This is a genomic window from Streptomyces cacaoi (assembly GCF_006539165.1).
GTDB classification, from domain to species: Bacteria; Actinomycetota; Actinomycetes; order Streptomycetales; family Streptomycetaceae; genus Streptomyces; species Streptomyces cacaoi.
This window is the reverse complement of sequence record NZ_BJMM01000025.1, coordinates 23,010-41,630: the sequence shown is the minus strand read 5'-3', so window position 1 is coordinate 41,630 and position 18,621 is coordinate 23,010. Positions and strand designations below refer to the sequence as shown.

At 73.8% G+C, this 18,621-nt stretch carries 17 protein-coding genes and 1 pseudogene; 14 read left to right on the top strand and 4 right to left on the bottom strand.

Going from position 1 to position 18,621, the window contains the following annotated elements:
* Positions 1-56: 56 nt before the first annotated feature.
* Positions 57-1,283, bottom strand: a complete 1,227-nt coding sequence (locus tag SCA03_RS21975; protein ID WP_141275592.1) for a pyridoxal phosphate-dependent aminotransferase — start codon at positions 1,281-1,283, stop codon at positions 57-59.
* Positions 1,284-1,701: 418 nt separating this feature from the next.
* Between SCA03_RS21975 and SCA03_RS21970 the strand changes: the two genes are divergently transcribed.
* From SCA03_RS21970 to SCA03_RS21955, 4 genes are all read left to right on the top strand, one after another.
* The gene (locus tag SCA03_RS21970) at positions 1,702-1,941 is read left to right on the top strand and encodes a hypothetical protein (RefSeq protein ID WP_141275591.1); all 240 of its coding nucleotides are present in this window, start codon (positions 1,702-1,704) and stop codon (positions 1,939-1,941) included.
* A 318-nt stretch (positions 1,942-2,259) separates the two neighbouring features.
* Positions 2,260-2,817, top strand: coding sequence for a DUF2617 family protein (locus tag SCA03_RS21965; RefSeq protein ID WP_086818461.1), 558 nt, complete (start codon positions 2,260-2,262; stop codon positions 2,815-2,817).
* Positions 2,818-2,956: 139 nt separating this feature from the next.
* Positions 2,957-3,958: an SRPBCC family protein gene (locus tag SCA03_RS21960; RefSeq protein ID WP_086818462.1), complete on the top strand. Its 1,002-nt coding sequence runs from the start codon at positions 2,957-2,959 to the stop codon at positions 3,956-3,958.
* Positions 3,959-3,979: 21 nt separating this feature from the next.
* Positions 3,980-4,807 (top strand): aldose epimerase family protein, encoded by an 828-nt coding sequence (locus tag SCA03_RS21955; protein ID WP_051856446.1) that lies wholly within the window; start codon positions 3,980-3,982, stop codon positions 4,805-4,807.
* A gap of 160 nt (positions 4,808-4,967) precedes the next feature.
* On the opposite strand, the gene SCA03_RS21950 is transcribed toward SCA03_RS21955, so the two are convergent.
* Entirely contained in the window at positions 4,968-6,374 is a 1,407-nt protein-coding gene (locus tag SCA03_RS21950; protein WP_230988844.1) for an arylsulfotransferase family protein, read from the bottom strand.
* Positions 6,375-6,536: 162 nt separating this feature from the next.
* Between SCA03_RS21950 and SCA03_RS21945 the strand changes: the two genes are divergently transcribed.
* The 8 genes from SCA03_RS21945 to SCA03_RS21910 all read left to right on the top strand — a co-directional run bounded on the left by SCA03_RS21945 (position 6,537) and on the right by SCA03_RS21910 (position 15,531).
* The gene (locus SCA03_RS21945; protein WP_030885674.1) at positions 6,537-7,079 is read left to right on the top strand and encodes an orotate phosphoribosyltransferase; all 543 of its coding nucleotides are present in this window, start codon (positions 6,537-6,539) and stop codon (positions 7,077-7,079) included.
* A 324-nt stretch (positions 7,080-7,403) separates the two neighbouring features.
* Positions 7,404-8,435 carry a class II fructose-bisphosphate aldolase gene (gene fbaA, locus SCA03_RS21940; RefSeq protein WP_030885671.1) on the top strand — a complete coding sequence of 344 codons (1,032 nt, stop codon included), beginning with the start codon at positions 7,404-7,406 and terminating at the stop codon, positions 8,433-8,435.
* Positions 8,436-8,646: 211 nt separating this feature from the next.
* Positions 8,647-10,443 (top strand): maltose/glucose-specific PTS transporter subunit IIBC, encoded by a 1,797-nt coding sequence (gene malX, locus SCA03_RS21935; protein WP_268932865.1) that lies wholly within the window; start codon positions 8,647-8,649, stop codon positions 10,441-10,443.
* Positions 10,443-11,681 (top strand): MalY/PatB family protein, encoded by a 1,239-nt coding sequence (locus tag SCA03_RS21930; protein ID WP_086817557.1) that lies wholly within the window; start codon positions 10,443-10,445, stop codon positions 11,679-11,681. Before malX ends, SCA03_RS21930 begins: the two co-directional genes overlap by 1 nt.
* A gap of 47 nt (positions 11,682-11,728) precedes the next feature.
* Positions 11,729-12,142, top strand: coding sequence for a DUF3151 domain-containing protein (locus SCA03_RS21925; RefSeq protein ID WP_030885665.1), 414 nt, complete (start codon positions 11,729-11,731; stop codon positions 12,140-12,142).
* Positions 12,143-12,490: 348 nt separating this feature from the next.
* On the top strand, positions 12,491-13,312 hold the full coding sequence (locus SCA03_RS21920; protein ID WP_086818451.1) for a tryptophan 2,3-dioxygenase family protein: 822 nt from the start codon (positions 12,491-12,493) through the stop codon (positions 13,310-13,312).
* Positions 13,313-13,352: 40 nt separating this feature from the next.
* Positions 13,353-14,750, top strand: coding sequence for a kynureninase (kynU, locus tag SCA03_RS21915; RefSeq protein WP_230988843.1), 1,398 nt, complete (start codon positions 13,353-13,355; stop codon positions 14,748-14,750).
* 55 nt (positions 14,751-14,805) lie between these two features.
* Entirely contained in the window at positions 14,806-15,531 is a 726-nt protein-coding gene (locus SCA03_RS21910; RefSeq protein ID WP_030885658.1) for an alpha/beta hydrolase family protein, read from the top strand.
* Between the two features lie 111 nt (positions 15,532-15,642).
* Here SCA03_RS21910 and SCA03_RS21905 read toward each other — a convergent pair whose 3' ends face one another.
* Entirely contained in the window at positions 15,643-15,963 is a 321-nt protein-coding gene (locus SCA03_RS21905) for a hypothetical protein (protein WP_141275589.1), read from the bottom strand.
* A gap of 153 nt (positions 15,964-16,116) precedes the next feature.
* Positions 16,117-16,287, bottom strand: a pseudogene (locus tag SCA03_RS21900) (VOC family protein); the annotation flags it as partial.
* A gap of 125 nt (positions 16,288-16,412) precedes the next feature.
* On the opposite strand from SCA03_RS21900, the gene SCA03_RS21895 reads away from it, so the two are divergent.
* Both SCA03_RS21895 and SCA03_RS21890 read left to right on the top strand, forming a co-directional pair.
* Positions 16,413-17,006 carry a Uma2 family endonuclease gene (locus SCA03_RS21895; RefSeq protein WP_086817926.1) on the top strand — a complete coding sequence of 198 codons (594 nt, stop codon included), beginning with the start codon at positions 16,413-16,415 and terminating at the stop codon, positions 17,004-17,006.
* A gap of 237 nt (positions 17,007-17,243) precedes the next feature.
* Positions 17,244-18,563 carry an MFS transporter gene (locus SCA03_RS21890; protein WP_086817927.1) on the top strand — a complete coding sequence of 440 codons (1,320 nt, stop codon included), beginning with the start codon at positions 17,244-17,246 and terminating at the stop codon, positions 18,561-18,563.
* The last annotated feature ends 58 nt before the right edge of the window (positions 18,564-18,621 follow it).

Here is an 18,621-nt window from a genome sequence, read left to right as displayed (position 1 = left end):
CGGTGTTCCGGGCGGCCGGCTCCGTCGTGTGCGGGGCGCCCCGGCGGGCGCGCGGTTCACCGGCCGGCGCGCAGCCGCTCCGCCGCCTCGCGCAGCACGTCCTCCCGCTTGCAGAAGGCGAACCGTACATAGGGCGCCCCCGCGGCCTCGTGGTCGTAGAAGACCTGGGTGGGGACGGCGACGACGCCGCAGCGCTCGGGCAGGGCCAGGCAGAAGGCGACGCCGTCCGCGGCGCCCCGGCCCTCCTTCCCGTCCTGGCCGGGCAGTGTGCGGATGTCGGCGGTGAGGAAGTAGGTGCCGGCGGTGCGGAAGACGCCGAAGCCGGCGCTGCGCAGGCCGTCGGCGAGCAGGTCCCGGCGGGCGCGCAGCCCGGTGTTCAGCTCCCGGTAGTGCGCGTCGGGCAGGGCGAGGGCCTCGGCGACGGCGTACTGGAACGGCCCGGCGGAGACATAGGTGAGGTACTGCTTCGCGGAGCGCACGGCCGTGACCAGCTCGGGTGTGCCGGTGACCCAGCCGACCTTCCAGCCGGTGAACGAGAACGTCTTGCCCGCGCTGGAGATCGTCACCGTGCGCTCGCGCATCCCGGGGAACGAGACGAGGGGCAGATGTTCGCCCTCGAACACCATGTGCTCGTACACCTCGTCGGTGACGGCCAACAGCCCGCGCTCGACGCACAGTTCGGCGACGGCGGCCAGCTCGTCGCGGCCGAGCACGGTGCCGGTCGGGTTGTGCGGGGTGTTGAGGAGGATGAGCCGGGTGCGGTCGGTGACGGCGTCGCGCAGCTCGTCGAGGTCGAGCCGGAAGGTGTCACCGGAGGGCCGCAGGGTGACCGGGACCCGGGTGCCGCCGGCCAGCGCGATACAGGCGGCGTAGGAGTCGTAGTACGGCTCCAGCGCGATCACCTCGTCGCCGGGTTCGACGAGGGCCAGCAGGGCCGCGGCGAGCGCCTCGGTGGCGCCGGCGGTGACCAGGACCTCGGTGTCCGGGTCGAACTCCAGGCCGTAGAAGCGGCGTTGGTGCTCGGCGACGGCGGTGCGCAGCTCGGGGATGCCGGGGCCCGGCGGGTACTGGTTGCCGCGCCCGTCCCGCAGCGCACGGACGGCGGCCTCGCGCACGGACTCGGGGCCGTCGGTGTCCGGGAAGCCCTGGCCGAGGTTGATCGCGCCGGTGCGCTGGGCCAGTGCGGACATCTCGGCGAAGATCGTCGTCCCGAAGCCGGCGAGCCGGCGGTTGAGCAGGGGGCGGGCGGTTCCGGCGCCCTGGGCGGCATGGCCAGCAGTCATGTGCGCCATCCTCGGGCAAGCTCTTATCTTCCTCAACTGTGCTTTGGCTCCCGACGGGCGGGGGCAGGAGCCGGTTGCGCCCGCGGAGTCCCAACGGGGGGCGGGCGCAACCGGATTCGCGGCGCGCGCCACGGGGGCGCGCCACGGGCCCCGCGAAGGACCGCCCCGGCGGTGCGGTGGCCGACGGGCGCGATCCGCCCGGGTGCCATCCGCCGGCGCCGGTCGCCTGCCGGGGCCGGACGCGGGCCGGGGTGCGCGGAGTGCCGGGGAACGGCGGCGCGTTCCGGCTCGAACGGCCGTCGGACGGCCGGGCACGGACGAGTGGGCGCGCGGCTGTCGGCGCGCGGACGTTCCGGGGCCGTGCGGAAGCGCCGGAGAGCGCGTCGCGACGCACACGTACGCAAAGGGGGAACCGCGCATGGCGGCAGGAATGATCTTCATCGGCGTGGTGGTGCTCATGGCTGTGCTCGCCATGGCGACACAGTCCTCGGGCGGCTCGGGATCGGGCGGGGGCGGCCGGGGCGGCTCGTGGTGGGCCGGCGGCGGGGGCGGCGACTCCTCGTCCTGCGGCGGAGGTTCGTCCTGCGGCGGCGGCTCGTCCTGCGGTGGCGGTGGTGGCGGCGGCTGCGGTGGCGGGGGTGGCGGCGGAGGCGGCTGAGCCACCGGGCAGGGGGGGAGGGAGCGGCCCGCGGGTACGTGGGGACCGGATGCGGTTCCGACGTCCGGCGGGCCGCTCATCTTCCCCTCTGCCGACGCGAGTTGGGGGCCTTCCACCGGCCCTCGGAACGAACACCTGTCCTCTTCCATGCCTATGGGATGGAAATCTGGACTAGTTGGGTAAAAGCGCTGAGGACGGCGACGATTTCGTGATTCGGTGAAGTACGTTCCCGAACCGCGCGGACGCCGGCGCCGCGCCCCGGGACTTCGACGAGTGGGCCCCGCCCACCCTGCCCCTGCGTGTTTGCGGAGCCGTCCCATGCTCACCACCCTCAAGACCGCCTATTCCGACACCCGCGCGGGCGACCTCGCATGGGCGCTGGGCCGCGGGCCACTCCCGGCGCTCGCCACTCTCGACCTCGAACTGTCCGGCCTGCGTGTCGAGTTGAGACTGCTGGGCGCCTCCCACCAGGTGCTGCTCGACGAGGGGTTCGGCGGCTGCTCGGAGACCGTCGCCTGTATGCCCGGCAGCAGTTCGCCGCTGCCGCTCGGGGTGTCGAAGTGCTTCGGTGAGTGGGAGTACGAGTTCGCCGCGCGTGTCGAGACGCTCTCGCCCGGATCGTTCGCGGGCCGGGCGCAGGAACTGCTCGCGCTGGTCGCGGAGCATCCGCACGGACTCGCCGGCACCTTCCCCGGCTGCCCGGACGCCTTCACCGCGCTGCTCGTCCAGCGGCACGGGGCCCAGGTGCACTGGCGCACCTGGCATTCGTATCCGCAGGAGGGCCAGTTGGTCGCCACCCGCACCCGGGTCGCTGCGCGGACGGCCGGCGGGCCGGCCGGCAGCCGGCGGCCCGGGCGCGACGCGGCGGTGGCCTGAGCGGTGCCGGGGGCGGCGGCGCGCCCGGGCCCGGCGCGGTGGCGGCGGGGCGCGGCGCCGCCGGGGCGGGTGAGGGCTCGGGGAAAGATGCGGCCCGGTCATATGTGCGGCGGACCGCGGGGTAATAGGCTCTTTCCCCATGGAGCACGAGGTGTACGTTCCGTTTTCCGTCGGCTCTGTGCGGGCCGCGCTCGCCGACCGTGAACGCGTGACCCGCTGCATCCCGGGGCTGCGTCCCGAGGAGCCCGGGGAGACCGGGGAGTCCGGCGCGGGTGGAGCGGCGGAGGGCGCGGGCGGTACGGGAAGCGCCCCGCAGAGCCGTATCGACGGCCGGCTCCGGATCCGGGTCGGCAGCTCGACGATCACCTACCGCGGCAGCCTCACGCTGACCCCGCGGGGCGAGGCACCCGGCGGTTTCGAGCGGATGGACGTGGCGGGCGCGGGAGACGAGGCGCGCGGTGGCGGCAGCGTCGAGCTGCGGCTCTCGCTCCAGCCGCGCGGCGCCGACGACGGCGAGGGCACCACCCTGGTGTGCGCCGGCACGGTCACCGGCACGGGACGGTTCGCCGGGCTGGAGGAGAAGACCGCCAGGACCGCCGGTATCCGGCTGCTCGACCGGTTCGCCGCCGCGCTCGCCGACAGCATCCGCGAGGAGCCCCCGGCGGGCAGCGCCGAGGCGGAGTCCGGCACCGAGGGCGCCGGCGAGGGCGAGGGCCCGGTGCCGGGCGGCATCGGCTCGCCGGACGACAACGAGCGCGCCATCCCCGGTATCCCCGAGCCGGAGGCGCCGGAGTCCGAGGCACCGGCCCCGGGCCAGGACGCCGGCCCGGACGCCGAACAGCAGGGCGGGACCCCGCTGTTCGAGACGGACGTCCCGCCGTCCTCGCTCGGGCCGGACGAGCCCGGCGAGGGAGCGGGGCCGCAGGACTCCTTCCCGGCCGAGGCCGCGCACGCCCGGCGCACGATGATCGGCCGCAGTGCCGAGGAGGTCGACCACGCGCCACCGCGCGGCCGTTACGCGCCGATGCCGGCGCCCGAACACGGGAGCGCCACGGCCACCCTGCGCTGGGCGGCCCCGGCCGCCGCCGTGGTGGTCGCCGGAGCCGTCGTCCTCGGCCGAGTCCTGCGGCGGCGCCGTTGAGGGCGCCGTTAAGGTCGCTGTATGACTGATCTGCCCACCCCCGCGGACTCCTCGTCCGTCGTGCTCGCCGCCGGCGGGACCGAAGTGACCGTCGAGCCCCAGCACGGGTGCCGGATCGCCTCCCTCCGGGTGGGCGGCACGGAACTGCTGCGCCAGGGGCCGAAGTACGGCTCGTTCGTGATGGTCCCCTGGTGCGGCCGCACGGCCGAGGGCCGGTTCCGCAACGGCGGTGAGATGTACCAACTCCCGCTCAACAGCGGACCGCACGCCATCCACGGCACCGTGCGCGACGCCGCCTGGCACACCGCTTCCGGCGCCACCGGTACCTCCGCTTCCTTCACCTACGAACTGACCGACCCGTGGCCCTGGGAGGGCCGGGTCACCCAGGCCGTGGAACTGGCCGACGACGGCAGCGGCCTGACGCTGAAGCTGTCCGTGGAGACCTTCGACGTCTCCTTCCCGGCCCAGGCGGGCTGGCACCCCTGGTTCCTGCGCAACCTCGGCCGCGGCGGCGAGGACGTCCGTATCGACTTCGCGCCCGAGTGGCAGGAGGAGCGCGGCGACGACCACATTCCCACCGGCCGGCGGATCCCGCCCGGGTCCGGGCCCTGGGACGACTGCTTCGGCATGCCCGACGGCGTCGATGTCACCCTCACCTGGCCCGGCGAGCTGGAGCTGCGGGTCGCCGGCCGCGCCGAGTGGGTCGTCGTCTTCGACGAGCAGCCCGAGGCCGTCTGCGTCGAGCCGCAGACCGGGCCGCCGAACGGCCTCAACTCCCATCCCCGCCAGGTCACCCCCATCGATCCGCTGGAGACCGCCACCACCTGGACGTGGCGCAGCCTGGGCTGAGCCCGCTGTCCTGCTGTCCGGCGGAAGACCGCCCGCGCCCCTCCCGGAGCTCCGGTGAGGGGCGCTCGTGTGCCGGGGCGTTCCCCGGCGCCGTGTGCCGGGGCGTGGTGCGCGGGCCGGGGGTGCCGGACGGACCGGTCGGCGGCGGGCCTGCCGGGGTTCAGCGGCGAACGGTGCGGCCGGCGAGGGCGTGCCCGTCGTCGTCCAGCGCGGTCACCTTCACCGGGCCGTCGTCGCCGGGCGGCGCGGTGCGCGTCTCGAACCCCGACTTGCGGACCGTGCGGGTCTCGCCGTCCGCGCTCAGCCGCCAGGAGGCCACCTCCGTGGCGCCGTTCCAGCTCACGGCGAGCGTGCCGTCGCGCACGACGGCGTCCGGGCGCTTCGCCGGTGTGCCGTGCCAGTCGGCGCGCTCCGCGCGGTAGCTGAACCAGCCGTCGGGCCAGCGGCCGGTGAACACCGGTTCGTCGCCGCGGAATTCGGTGATCAGCCCGGTCTCCCCGTAGCTGACGAGCATGTTGCCGCCGGGAAGCTCCGCGCTGCCGCCGGTGTAGGAGCCGTAGACGGGCGGGTCCGGCTGGAGGTCGCGGGTGAGCTTCGCCGTCCGCTGTCCGTCGTCGAGGGTGTAGACGGCGCCGCGTGAGCGCTGCGGGGTGGCGAGGTTGCCGTTGTCGAAGACGGATATCGAGCCGTCCTTCAGCCGGCGGGCGTCGTGCTGGAAGCTGAACGCGTCGGCGAGGGACGGCAGGGAGTAGTCGCTGTTGGTGCCGCCGAGCCGCCAGGCGATGTCGCCGTCGGGCAGCGTGAGCTTGTAGACGGTGCTGGTGTGCCGGGCGCTGACCAGCAGCCCGCCGTCCGGCTCGTAGGCGAAGGAGTTGATGTGGAAGAAGTCCACGTCCTTCTCGGTGAGCGCGAGCTGGGTCTCGGTGACCGGTACGTGGTCCAGGGCGCTCCACTCGAAGGTGACCTCGCCGGTGTCGATGTCCTGTTCCTGGATCACCGCGTCGGTGACCGTCGCGTCCTTCGGCCCGCCGTACGCGCTCAGGTCGTAGGGCACCGGGTGGTAGCCCATCAGCAGGACGCGTTCGCCGTCCGGGCTGACGCGGAAGTCGTGGACGTCCGTCGTGCAGCCCTTCATCCGGAACGAGGCGACCTCACGGTAGGAGCGGTCCAGCAGGACGTACCGGCCCTCCGCTCCCTTGCCCTTGTGGACGCTCAGCACCGGCTCGCCCCGGTACGTGGTGGCGGCGAGGTTGGTGTGGCCGCCCTCGCCGCCCCACCAGATCAGCTCCCCGGAGTTGTCGTAGATGCCGACGCCGCCGGTGCTGTCGGTGCCGGGGGTGACCAGCAGCGGGCGGTCGTCCGCCGCGCCGGTGGTCTTCGTCGTCAGGGCGGGCGCCTCGGCGGCGATGTCGGGCCGGCTCAGCGCGGCGACCCGGTCGTCCGGCGCGCGGTCGGCCCGGGCGCCGGCCGTGGCGGCCGGGGCGGCGAGCGGACCGGCCAGGGCGAGGGCGAGCACGGCGGGGGCGAGCACGCGCCGGCGGGCGGAGCCGTGGGGCGGGAAGCGCACGGGGCCTCCTCGGGGACGAGGGGTGGGAGGGGCGTGGGACGGAACGGGCGGAGCGACAGGGGTTGTGCGCCCGGGAGCGTAGGGGCGCTCGGTGGCAGGGGGAAGCGGGGCGGCACGGGGAAGATGCCGGGGCGCGTGGGCCGCCGCATAGGCTGGGGTCCCATGAACGACGACGTGCGCAGCGCGCTGCTGCGGCAGATCAAGGAAAAGGCCGTGGTGCACGGCAGGGTGACGCTCTCCTCCGGTGCCGAGGCCGACTTCTACATCGACCTGCGCCGGATCACCCTGGACGGGGAGTCGGCTCCGCTGGCCGGCCAGGTCATGCTGGACGCCACCGCGCACCTGGACTACGACGCCGTCGGCGGGCTGACCCTCGGCGCCGATCCGGTGGCCGCGTCGATGATGCACGCCGCGGCGGCCCGGGGCCGGCGGCTGGACGCGTTCGTCGTCCGCAAGGCCGGTAAGGCGCACGGTCTGCAACGGCGTATCGAGGGGCCGGACGTGGCCGGGCGGCGGGTGCTGATCGTCGAGGACACCTCGACGACGGGGAATTCGCCGCTGACGGCCGTCGAGGCGGCGCGGCAGGCGGGCGCCGAGGTGGTCGGTGTGGCGACGATCGTCGAGCGCGGTGCCGCGGCGGCGATGGAGCGGGCCGGGCTGCCTTACGTTCACGCGTTCGACCTGGGCGATCTGGACCTCGCCTGAGCGGAGCCGGCCCCCGGCCCGTCCGGCCTTCCTCTCCCGTCCCTCTCCCGTCCCTGTCCCGTCCCGGCCCCTCGACGCGAGCCCCTTGACACGAGGCCCTCGGTGCACGGCTCGGCGGACGGCCCGGCGGGCGCATCGGCGGACGGTTTCACGTGGAACGAGCCGGCTCGTCGTCCCCGTCGGGGCGCGCACGGCGTGTTTGTGCGCCTGTGAACCCGACAGTCTGGAGCATCCGGTTTCTTCTGGGAGGATGGGCACGACGATGACGTCGTTCCGTGAGCTGAACCAGAGCCGGTACGAATCGCACACCCAAGGAGCGGTCTGATGCCCATCGCAACCCCCGAGGTCTACAGCGAGATGCTGGACCGGGCGAAGGCAGGCAAGTTCGCCTACCCCGCCATCAACGTCACCTCGACCCAGACGCTGCACGCGGCGCTGCGCGGTTTCGCCGAGGCCGAGAGCGACGGCATCGTCCAGATCTCCACGGGGGGCGCCGAGTTCCTGGGCGGCCAGTACAGCAAGGACATGGTCAGCGGCGCGGTGGCGCTCGCCGAGTTCGCGCACGTCGTCGCCAAGAAGTACCCGGTGAACATCGCGCTGCACACCGACCACTGTCCCAAGGACAAGCTCGACGGCTACGTCCGTCCGCTGCTGGCCGTCTCCCGGGAGCGGGTGCAGCGCGGTGAGAACCCGCTGTTCCAGTCGCACATGTGGGACGGCTCCGCCGAGACCCTCAAGGACAACCTGGAGATCGGCCAGGAGCTGCTCGCCGAGGCCGCCGCCGCCAAGATCATTCTTGAGGTCGAGATCACCCCGACCGGCGGTGAAGAGGACGGCATCACCCACGAGATCAACGACGAGCTGTACACCACCGTCGAGGACGCCGTCCGCACCGCCGACGCGCTCGGCCTCGGGGAGAAGGGCCGCTACCTGCTCGCCGCCTCGTTCGGCAACGTGCACGGCGTCTACAAGCCCGGCAACGTGGTGCTCCGCCCCGAGCTGCTCAAGGACCTCCAGGAGGGCGTCGCCGCCAAGTTCGACCGGCCCGCGGACAGCCGCCCGTTCGACTTCGTCTTCCACGGCGGCTCCGGCTCCACCGAGGAGGAGATCGCCACCGCGCTGGACAACGGCGTCGTCAAGATGAACCTCGACACCGACACCCAGTACGCCTTCACCCGGCCCGTCGCGGACCACATGTTCCGCAACTACGACGGTGTGCTGAAGGTCGACGGCGAGGTCGGCAACAAGAAGGTCTACGACCCGCGCAGCTGGGGCAAGGCCGCCGAGAAGGGCATGGCCGAGCGGGTGCAGGCCGCCTGCGGTCACCTGCGCTCCACGGGCAACCGCCTCAAGTAGTCCGCGCCGCCCGCGTGTTCGGCCGGGCCCGTCCCTCGGTGGGCGGGCCCGGCCGTCGTGTGTGCGCCTCCCGGTGCGGGCCCGCCCCTGCTGTGCCAGGTGTGCCGGGAGGGGCGGGGGTATGAAGTTGTGACCTGCGAGGGGCTGCAAAGAGCGGGGCGTGCGTGCCCAGACTGGGCGCGTGAGAACCGCACCACTGAAGGCCGCTCCCCTGAAGAAGGGCCGGGCGGCGCTCTGGGAGTTCCTCCAGGGCCTCGGCAAGACGTTCATGCTCCCCGTCGCACTGCTCGCGTTCTGCGGCATCATCCTCGGGGTCGGCTCCTCGCTCTCCAGCGACGCCGTCACCGACAACCTCACCTTCCTCAAGGGCGAGGGCTTCCATCTGGTCTTCACCTGGCTCGCCAACACCGGGCAGGTGGCCTTCACCTTCCTGCCGGTGCTGTTCGCGATGGCCATTCCGCTGGGCCTGGCGCGGGAGGACAAGGGCGTCGCGGCGTTCTCCGGCTTCGTCGGCTATGTCGCGATGAACCTGGCGGTGAACTTCTTCCTCACCGCCAAGAACGTCGACTTCGAGGACAAGAAGGCCGTCGAGCACTACGGCATCGCCGAGGTGCTGGGCATCCAGTCCATCGACACGGGCCTGCTGGGCGCGGTGGCCGTCGGCATCGTCGTCTCGGTGCTGCACCGCAGGTTCCGCACCCAGCGGATGCCGGACGCGCTGGCCTTCTTCGGCGGGCTGCGGTTCGTGCCGATCGTCTCGACGCTGGTGCTGAGCGTGGCGGGGCTGCTGATCCCGCTGGTGTGGCCGACGTTCAACGGCTGGATCAAGGACATCGGCGAGGCCATCGGGCACGCGGGCGTGTTCGGCCCGTTCTTCTTCGGTGCCGGTGAGGTGCTGCTGCGGCCGGTGGGGCTGCACCACATCCTGGTGGCGATGTTCCGCTTCACGGACGTGGGCGGCTCGGGCACGGTGTGCGGCGACCACGTCAGCGGGGCGCTCAACATGTTCTACGCCCAGCTGAACTGCTCGGCCCCGGCGGGCGACGAGGTGACGAGCGCGACGCACTTCCTCTCGCAGGGCAAGATGGCCGCCTATCTGGGCGGGCTGCCGGGTGCCGCGCTGGCCATGTACCACTGCGCCCGGCGCGAGATGCGCCCGGAGATCAAGGCGCTGCTGGTGTCCGGCGTGGTGGCGTGCGTGGTCGGCGGGATCACCGAGCCGCTGGAGTTCCTGTTCCTGTTCATCGCGCCGTGGCTGTATCTGCTGCACGCGGTGCTGGTCGGGCTCGGCTTCCTGACGGCGGCGGGGCTGGGCGTGTTCATCGGCAACACCGACGGCAACGTCATCGACTGGCTGGTCTTCGGCGTCCTCCAGGGCACGACGACCCGCTGGTACCTGGTGCCGGTGATCGCCGCGGTGTGGTTCGCCGCGTACTACTTCCTCTTCCGCTGGGCGATCCGCCGCTTCGACCTGCGCACCCCGGGCCGGGACGAGCCGGAGCCGGACGAGGCCGGGCAGGACGGGACCGGGCAGGACGCGCGCCCCGGGGCCGCCCCCGCTGCCGCCTCCGGGTCCGCCGCGGACGGGACCTCCGGCGCGGACGGGACCTCCGCTGGGGCGGCGGACGGCGGGCCGGGGCGTGCGCCCGCGGACGGTGCCGCCTCGGGCGGGGCCACGGAGGGGGCCGCCGCGGAGGGGACGGCCGAGGGCGGCGCTCGCACGGCCGCGCCCGCTGCCGCGCCCGCGCTCGTCGCCGGCCGGTACGACCCGGTGGCGATCCTCGACGCGCTCGGCGGCCCGGACAACATACGCACCCTGGACAACTGCATCACCCGCCTGCGGATGACCGTCGAGGACGCGGGCCGGCTCCAGGAGGCCCGGCTGAAGAAGCTGGGCGCGGTGGGCGTCGTCACGCTGGACGCGCACACGGTGCAGGTCGTCATCGGGCCGCAGGTGCAGTCCGTCAAGGACGCGCTCGACGGGCTGCTGCCGGGCGGGAGGTCCTGATGGCGGCGGACGGGGCACACAGCCCGGCGCACGCTTCGGGGCCCGGCTACGACTTCGACCGGGTGATCGACCGGCACGGCACCTGGTGCACCCAGTGGGACCACGTCGAGGACCGCTTCGGCGTCCCGGACCTGCTGCCGTTCACCATCTCCGACATGGATTTCGAGACGGCCCCCGAGGTGCTCACCGCCCTGAGGGCGCGGCTCGGCCACGGGGTGCTCGGCTACTCGCGCTGGCGGCAGCCGGACTTCCTGGGCGCGGTCACCGACTGGTACGCGCGGCGGTACGACACCGCCGTCGATCCGGAGACGGTGGTCTACGGGCCGTCCGTCGTCTACCAGATCTCGCAGCTGCTGCGTCTGTGGTCCCGGCCCGGGGACGGCGTCGTCGTCCACACCCCGGTGTACGACGCCTTCCCCAAGGTGCTGGCGGCGCACGGCCGGGAGCTGCGCGGCGCCCCCGTCGGGGACTTCGCCGAGCTGGAGCGGCTGCTGGCGCTGCCCGACAGCACCGTGCTGCTGCTGTGCTCCCCGCACAATCCGACGGGCAGGGTGTGGACGCGGGACGAGCTGGCACACATGGCCGAGCTGTGCGCACGCCACGGCGTCGCCGTCATCAGCGACGAGATCCACGCCGACCTCGCGCACCCGCCGCACGTCCACCGGCCGTGGGCCCGGCACGGGACGGGCCGCTGGGCGGTGCTCACGTCCGCGTCGAAGTCGTTCAACATCCCCGCGCTGACCGGCAGTTACGGGATCATCGCGGACGAGGGCTCCCGCGAGGCGTATCTGCGGGCGCTGAAGGAGGCCGACGGGCTGTCGTCGCCCGCGGTGCTCTCCCTCGTCGCACACATCGCCGCCTACCGGGAGGGCGGGCCCTGGCTGGACGCGCTGCGGTCCTATGTGCACGGCAATCTGCGCATGGTCGCCGACCGGCTCGCCGCCGCCTTCCCCGGCCTCGGCTGGGAACCGCCCCAGGCCGGATATCTGGCCTGGATCGATCTGCGCCCGCTCGGCGGCGGCACGGACGGCTACGACGAGGCGCTCCAGCGGCAGCTCATCGACCGGGAGAAAGTGGCGATCATGCCGGGCACGGCGTACGGTGCGCCCGGTTTCGTGCGGCTCAACGTCGGCTGCCCCCGCAGCAAGGCGGAGGCCGGGACCGACGCGCTGGTCAGGGCGGTGCGGCGGCTGGCGTCGCCGCCCGCCGCAGGGGACGGGCCCGGGCCCGAGCGGTAAGCGGAGGGCGGGCGAGGCCCGGACGGCGGTGGGGGCACACTTGGGCTATGGCCATTCATGAGAATCTGCTCGGGGGCCCGCCCCCGACCCACCTTCCCGACGATCCCGAGCCGCGCCGCCTCCTCGCGTCCGGCACGGCACCCGCCGAGGTCGCCGCGGAGTACCCCACCTCCTGCCTGGCGTGGGCCCAGCTCGCCGACGACGCGTTCGAGGCCGGCCGGACCGTCGAGAGCTACGCCTACGCGCGCACCGGCTACCACCGGGGGCTCGACGCGCTGCGCCGCAGCGGCTGGAAGGGCCACGGCCCGGTGCCGTTCGAGCACGAGCCGAACCGCGGCTTCCTGCGCGCGCTGCATGCGCTCGCGCGGGCGGCGCAGGCGATCGGGGAGCAGGACGAGTACGAGCGGTGCACCCAGTTCCTGAAGGACAGCTCCCCCACGGCAGCGTCCACCCTGGGCTGACCTGCCTTCCCTTCCCCGCCCACCCCCCGTCCACGGGGTGGGTGGGGAGCCGGACACTCTTCTCCGGCTCCGACCCGCGGCGCATTTCTTGCCCGCCCCCGCCCATGAGTGGGTCGGTGGGCGCCGGGCACCCTCCTCCGGCCTCGGTCCGCCCCCGCCTTCCTTGTCTGCCCCCGCCCATGGGGCGGTGGGTGGGGCGACGGGCGGGCATATGCCCCCTCACCTTGCCGTCGTCGCCGCGTGTCCCGCATGATGCGAGCGGGCCCTCTGCGGCCCGAGGGGACCGGGGCTCCGACGTCTTCGGACGGAGCGGACCGCTACCCGGAAGCTTCTGGAGTGGAGACAGCGATGTCACACGACCACGACGCCCCGACACTGGATTTCGCGGGCACCACACCGTACGAGGACTACGTACACGCCGATGTCCTCACCCACCTCCAGCAGCCGCTCTCCGACGATCCGGGCGAGCTGGCCTTTCTGGTGACGACCCAGGTCATGGAGCTGTGGTTCACCGTCATCGTGCACGAGTGGCACACCGCGGGGAACCGGCTGCGCGAGGACGACCCGTACGGGGCCATGGAGGCCCTGCAACGCTCGACCTACGAACTGCGCGCGCTCAACGCCTCCTGGGAGCCGCTGGCGCATCTGACCCCGGCCCGCTTCAACTCCTACCGCTCGGCGCTGGGTGAGGGTTCGGGCTTCCAGTCGGCCATGTACCGGCGGATGGAGTTCCTGCTGGGTGACAAGTCCGCCTCCCTGCTGGTGCCGCACCGCGGTTCGCCCCGGGTGTACGACGAGTTGGAGAAGGCCCTGCACGAGCCCTGCCTGTACGACGAGGTGCTGCGCCATCTCGCCCGGCAGGGCCTGCCCGTGCCCGACGAGGTGCTCACCCGGGACGTGTCCGGGCGTTACGAGCCGCACCCCGGCGTCGAGGAGATGTGGGCCCGGGTCTACGCGGGCGATCCGCAGGCGGAGCCCTACCGGTTGGGCGAGGCGCTGACGGAGGTCGCGGAGCTGGTGTGGCGGTGGCGCAACGACCATCTGGTCGCCACCCGCCGGGCGATGGGCGCCAAGGCAGGCACCGGGGGTTCGGCGGGAGTGGCCTGGCTGGAGAAGCGCGCCGCCAAGCAGGTCTTCCCCGAGCTGTGGACGGCCCGCAGCCATGTCTGAAGCCACGTCTGAAGCCGGCTCCGAAGGCATGCCCGAAGCCATGCGCGGAGCCGGGTCGGCGGCCGTGTCCGAAGCCGAATCCGGGCCCGGGCCCGGGGCGGCACCCGCGCCCGCCCCCGCGCCCGCCCCCGCGGACACCTCCGCCCGGAGGGACACCCCCGAGGCGCTGCGGCAGGAGGCCCGGGAGCGGGACGCCGCCGATCCGCTCGCGCCGTTGCGCGCGCGGTTCCTCCTCGACGGCGCGGGGCCCGCAGCCGGCCCCGACCGGGACGGGTCCGGCACCGGCGGCGGCACCGTCTATCTGGACGGCAACTCGCTCGGCGCGCTGCCGCTGTCCGTCCCGGGGCGGCTGGCCCGCGTCGTCGAGCACGAGTGGGGCCGGCTGCGCATCCGCGGCTGGACGGAGGCCGGCTGGTGGGAGGCGCCGGAGCGGATCGGCGAGCGGATCGCGCCGCTGGTCGGCGCGGGCCGGGGCCAGGTCGTCGTCGGCGACTCGACCAGCGTCAACGTGTTCAAGGCGGTGGTCGGGGCGGTCCGTATCGCCCGGGCGGAGTCCGCCGGACGCACGGAGATCCTCGTCGACGCGGCGACCTTCCCCACCGACGGCTACATCGCCCGGTCGGCGGCCCGGCTGACGGGCTGCACCGTGCGGCCCGTCGCCCCCGCCGAGGTGCCTGCCGAGGCCGGCCCGTCGACGGCGGCCGTGCTGCTCGGGCACGTCGACTACCGCACCGGTGAACTGCACGACCTGCCCGGCATCACGGCGGCGGTCCGGGCGGCCGGGGCCCTGACGGTGTGGGACCTGTGCCACAGCGCGGGCGCCCTGCCGGTGGAACTCGACGCGCACGGCGTCGACTTCGCCGTCGGCTGCACCTACAAGTTCCTCAACGGCGGCCCCGGCTCCCCCGCGTTCCTCTACGTCCGCCGGGCGCTCCAGCCCCGGTTCGACTCCCCGCTGCCCGGCTGGAACTCGCACACCGACCCGTTCGCCATGGACCCGGAGTACGAGGCCGCCGACGGCGCGGCCCGCGGCAGGGTCGGCACACCGGACATCCTGGCGATGGCCGCGCTGGAGGAGGCGCTGACGGTGTGGGACGGGGTCGATCCGGCCGCGGTCCGCGCCAAGTCCCTCGCCCTGACCGACTTCTTCCTGCGCTGTGTGGCCGTCCACGTGCCGGACGGGGAAGCGGACGGCGGCGGCCGGCGGGTGACGGTCCGGTCGCTCACGCCCGCGGAGCACGCCCGGCGCGGCAGCCAGATCGCGCTGCTGTGCGCACCGCAGGAGGCCGCGGAAGAGGTCATGGAGGCGCTGATCGCGCGCGGGGTCGTCGGAGATTTCCGGCGTCCCGGAGTCCTGCGCTTCGGATTCACCCCGCTCTACACTGCGTTCGCGGACGCCGAACGCGCGGCCCGGACCCTGGGCGAGGTGACCAGGTGACACCGGCGGGGCCGGTGGCCGGGAGGCCGGGCGGCGGCGCCGGGAGGGGGAGCCGATGAGCGGCACGGAAGACGCGGAAGAGAAGGCCCTGTTGGGCCTCGCCCCGGCCCCGCCGGAGCGTCAGGAACGGTACGGCGCGCACCCGTCACAGGTCATCGATCTGTACGGCACCGAGGCCACGGGCCCGCAGATCGTCGTCCTGCACGGCGGCTACTGGCGCCAGGAGTGGGACCGCACCCATCTGTCGCCGTTCGCCGCCGCGCTCGCCGGCCTCGGTATGCAGGTCGCGCTCGTCGAGTACCGCATGCTCGGCGGGGGCGGCGGCTGGCCCGCGACGGCCGAGGACGTGGACGCCGCCCTCGACCACCTGGGGGCGCCTCCGACGGTGCTGCTCGGCCACTCCGCGGGCGGTCAGCTCGCGCTGTGGGCGGCGGCCCGGCGGGAGCGGGCGGCGGCCCGTACCGTCGTCGTCGCGCCGGTCGCCGATCTGCGCCGGGCGCACGAGATGCGGCTCAGCGACGGTGCGGTGGCCCGGTTCCTCGGCGGGCAGCAGGCCGTCGCCGACGCCCTCGGGGAGGCCGATCCGATGCGGCTGCTGCCCCGCGTCCCGGTGGAGATCCTGCACGGGACGGCCGACCGGGACGTTCCCGTGGAGCTGTCCCGCAACTACGCCAACAACTGGGGCGGCCGGCTCCATCTGCTGCCCGGCGTCGGCCACTTCGCGCCGTTCACCCCGCGCACCCCCGCGTTCGACGTCCTCGTGACGGCACTGCGCGGCTGACCGCAACCGCGCGGCCCAGGAACCTCCGGGCCGCGCCGGGAAACGGCGGACGCCGGGTGGACCGCTGGCCCACCCGGCGTCGGGGAAGTACGTGCTGTCGGCCCGGAGCCGTCAGTCGACGAACGCGACGCCGCCCACGTTCAGGTTGGTGTTGAAGCTGTCGACCACGTTGTCCGAGACGTTCCTGTAGTCGACGTCCCAGTTCTGGTTGTGCGTGTTGTCGTTGTCGCTGATGTTCGCGTTGTGCGAGAGCAGCTCCTTGGTGAACTTCGCGACCGGCTTGTTCTCGTACTCCCAGCTCTGGTGGTTGCTCTTCTGGCAGCAGTGGTGCGTGCCGTGGTGGGGGTGGCTCCAGGCGAGTGCCGAACCCGCCGAACCGAGGACGGCAGCGGTGGCCAGGACAGCGGCTGCGGCCGCGGTGCGGATGCGCATGAAGTGCTCCTTGCAGAGGCGACATGAGGTGACACCGCACGGAATGTGCGGTTGCGCCGGGACCCGTTCCACATCGAGCACGCTGATCATCATCATTACCCCGCACGTGCCGTACGGCTACTCCGCCCGGACGCCCCCGGCCGGGCCCCGCTCCTAGACTGCTCCGCCCGCGTCCGTCGTCGGCGGGGCACCGATGCGGAGCCGGTTGCCGTCCGGATCGCGCAGCTCGATCTCCCGTGCCCAGGGCACCTCATCGACCCGGACCCCGAACTCCCGCGCGGGGCCGTCGACATCGCGCACCCGCAGATACACCGGGGTGTCCGGGCCCGGCACGGGGCTGCCCGGCGGTGCCGGCGCGGTGCTCACTCGCCGGGGTGAACTCCGCGCTCGTCGGCCGAGGAGGCGGTCCGGGCCTGTGAAGCTGGTCGCCACCCGGGAGGGGGTGCACCATGACGGTCATGACCGAGCGCAGGGCGCAGATGCCGGTGGCCGAGTTCGAACAGCTCGCTCATCTGGTCGGCAAGGAGTCCGAATCCGTCAGGTTGGAGTTCATCGACGGACGGATCGGGGCCAAGGGCATGCCGGACGGGGACCACAACGAGATCGTGCGCTGGGTCGCACGGCGCTGTATGCAGCACCGTCCGGATGTGTGGATGTACTCCGGCGACCAGGGCCTGAAGGTCGAGCGGTACCGCGGCGGCCGGGCCCGGCCCGACGGGACTCTCGCTCCCGACGGGCTGTTCGCCGGGCAGGGGGAGTGGGCCGACCCGCAGGGCGTACTGATGACGGTGGAGGTGACGTCCTACGACGCCGACACCCACCGCAGGGACCGCGAGGACATGCCCGCGGGGTACGCGGCGGCGGGCATTCCCGTGTACCTGCTCGTCGACCGGGAGCACGGCACCGTCACGGTGTGCAGCGCACCCGACCGGGACAAGGGCGAGTACACCGTGACGCAGACCGTCCGCTTCGGGGCGTGCCTCGTCCTGCCCGAGCCGGTGGGCGCTGTGCTGGAGACGGCCGAGCTGAAGCGGTTCGGCTAGACGCCCGGCGGGGTCCGGGCCGGGGTGGGGGCGGCGTCCCGGAAGCGGCCCGTGTCGGCGGTGGTGACGCGGGTGCGCACCGCGGCGAGGTCCGCCCGCACGTCCCAGGTGCACAACCGTCGGTTGTGTGCTGACCGAGAAGCGGTTGTTTGCCCGGTGGGCGGGCCGCTGGCTTGGATGTCGGGGTCCCGCACGGGGCGGGGTCCGCGGGGAGTGCGGGCAGGGCGGAGGTGCAGCATGCCGGGGAGGGTGGCCGGACGGTCCCTGGGGCGGCGGTTCGGATGGCTGTGGGCGGCGTACGCGGTCAGCTCGTTCGGTACGCGGCTCGCGTTCGACGCGTTCACCATGATCGCGGTTCTGCTGTTGCACGCCGGGCCCGCGCAGGTGGCGGCGCTGGCGGCGGCGGGGCCCGCGGTGGGCGCGGTGCTGGCGGTGCCGCTCGGCCCGTGGGTGGAGTTCCGGCGCAAGCGGCCCGTGCTGGTCGCGGCCGATCTGCTGCGGTGCGCCGCGCTGCTGACCGTGCCCCTCGCGTACGCGCTCGGGCGGCTCGGCCTCACCCATCTCGTGCTCGTCTCGATGCTGGTCGCCGCGGCCGACATCACCTTCACCGCGGCGAGCGGCGCGTACCTCAAGTCGCTTGTCGCGCCGGGCGATCTGCTCGCCGCCAACGGCCGCCTCGAAGCCACCACCTGGACCGCCACCATGGTGGGGCCGCCGCTCGGCGGAAGCGCCGTGGGGGCGTTCGGCCCGCTGGCCACCGTGCTGGCCGACGCCGTCAGCTATCTGCTGTCCGCCGCCGGGATCCGGGCGATCGGCGGCACCGAGCCCCGCCCCGAACGGCCCGACGCCGGCGCCCGGCTGCGGGCCGGTGATCTGCTCGCCGGCTGGCGCCACATCCTCACCGACCCGGCGCTGCGGCTGCTGTTCTGCAACACGGCGCTGGTCAACGGGCTGATCATGGCGACCGCCCCGCAGCTCGCCGTCCTCATGCTCGACCGTCTCGCCTTTCCCCCGTGGCAGTACGGCCTCGCCTTCGCCGTGCCCTGCCTGGGCGGTCTGCTCGGCGCACGGCTGGCCCCGCCGCTCGTCGCCCGGTACGGCCGGCACCGCGTCCTGCGCACCGCCGGAACCCTGCGGGCCTGCTGGCTGCTCGGGCTCGCCTTCGTGATGCCCGGCGTCCCGGGTCTGGTGCTCGTCATGACCGTCGAGCTGGGGCTGATCGCCTGCGTGGGGGTGTTCCAGCCGGTGTTCGCCACCTACCGGCTGGAGCGGACGCCCGACGACCTGGTCACCCGCACCCTGTCCGCCTGGTCCGTCACCGCCAAGACCGGCATGGCCGCGCTGACCGCCCTGTGGGGCCTGCTGGCCGCCGCCGTCGGCCCCCGCACCTCCCTGGCGGCGGCGGGCGCCCTCCTGCTGCTCTCCCCGCTCCTGCTGCCCCGCCGCGAGCACGGCGCGCCGCACCGGCGGCCGGAGGAGGCACGGCCGGAGGAGACACGGCCCGAGGAGACACGGCCCGAGGAGGCACGGCCCGAGGAGGCACGGACGGACGGATGACCGCGAGGCGCTCGGCGGGCCCGGCCCCGGCGGGAACGGATCCTCAGCGGGCCCGGTT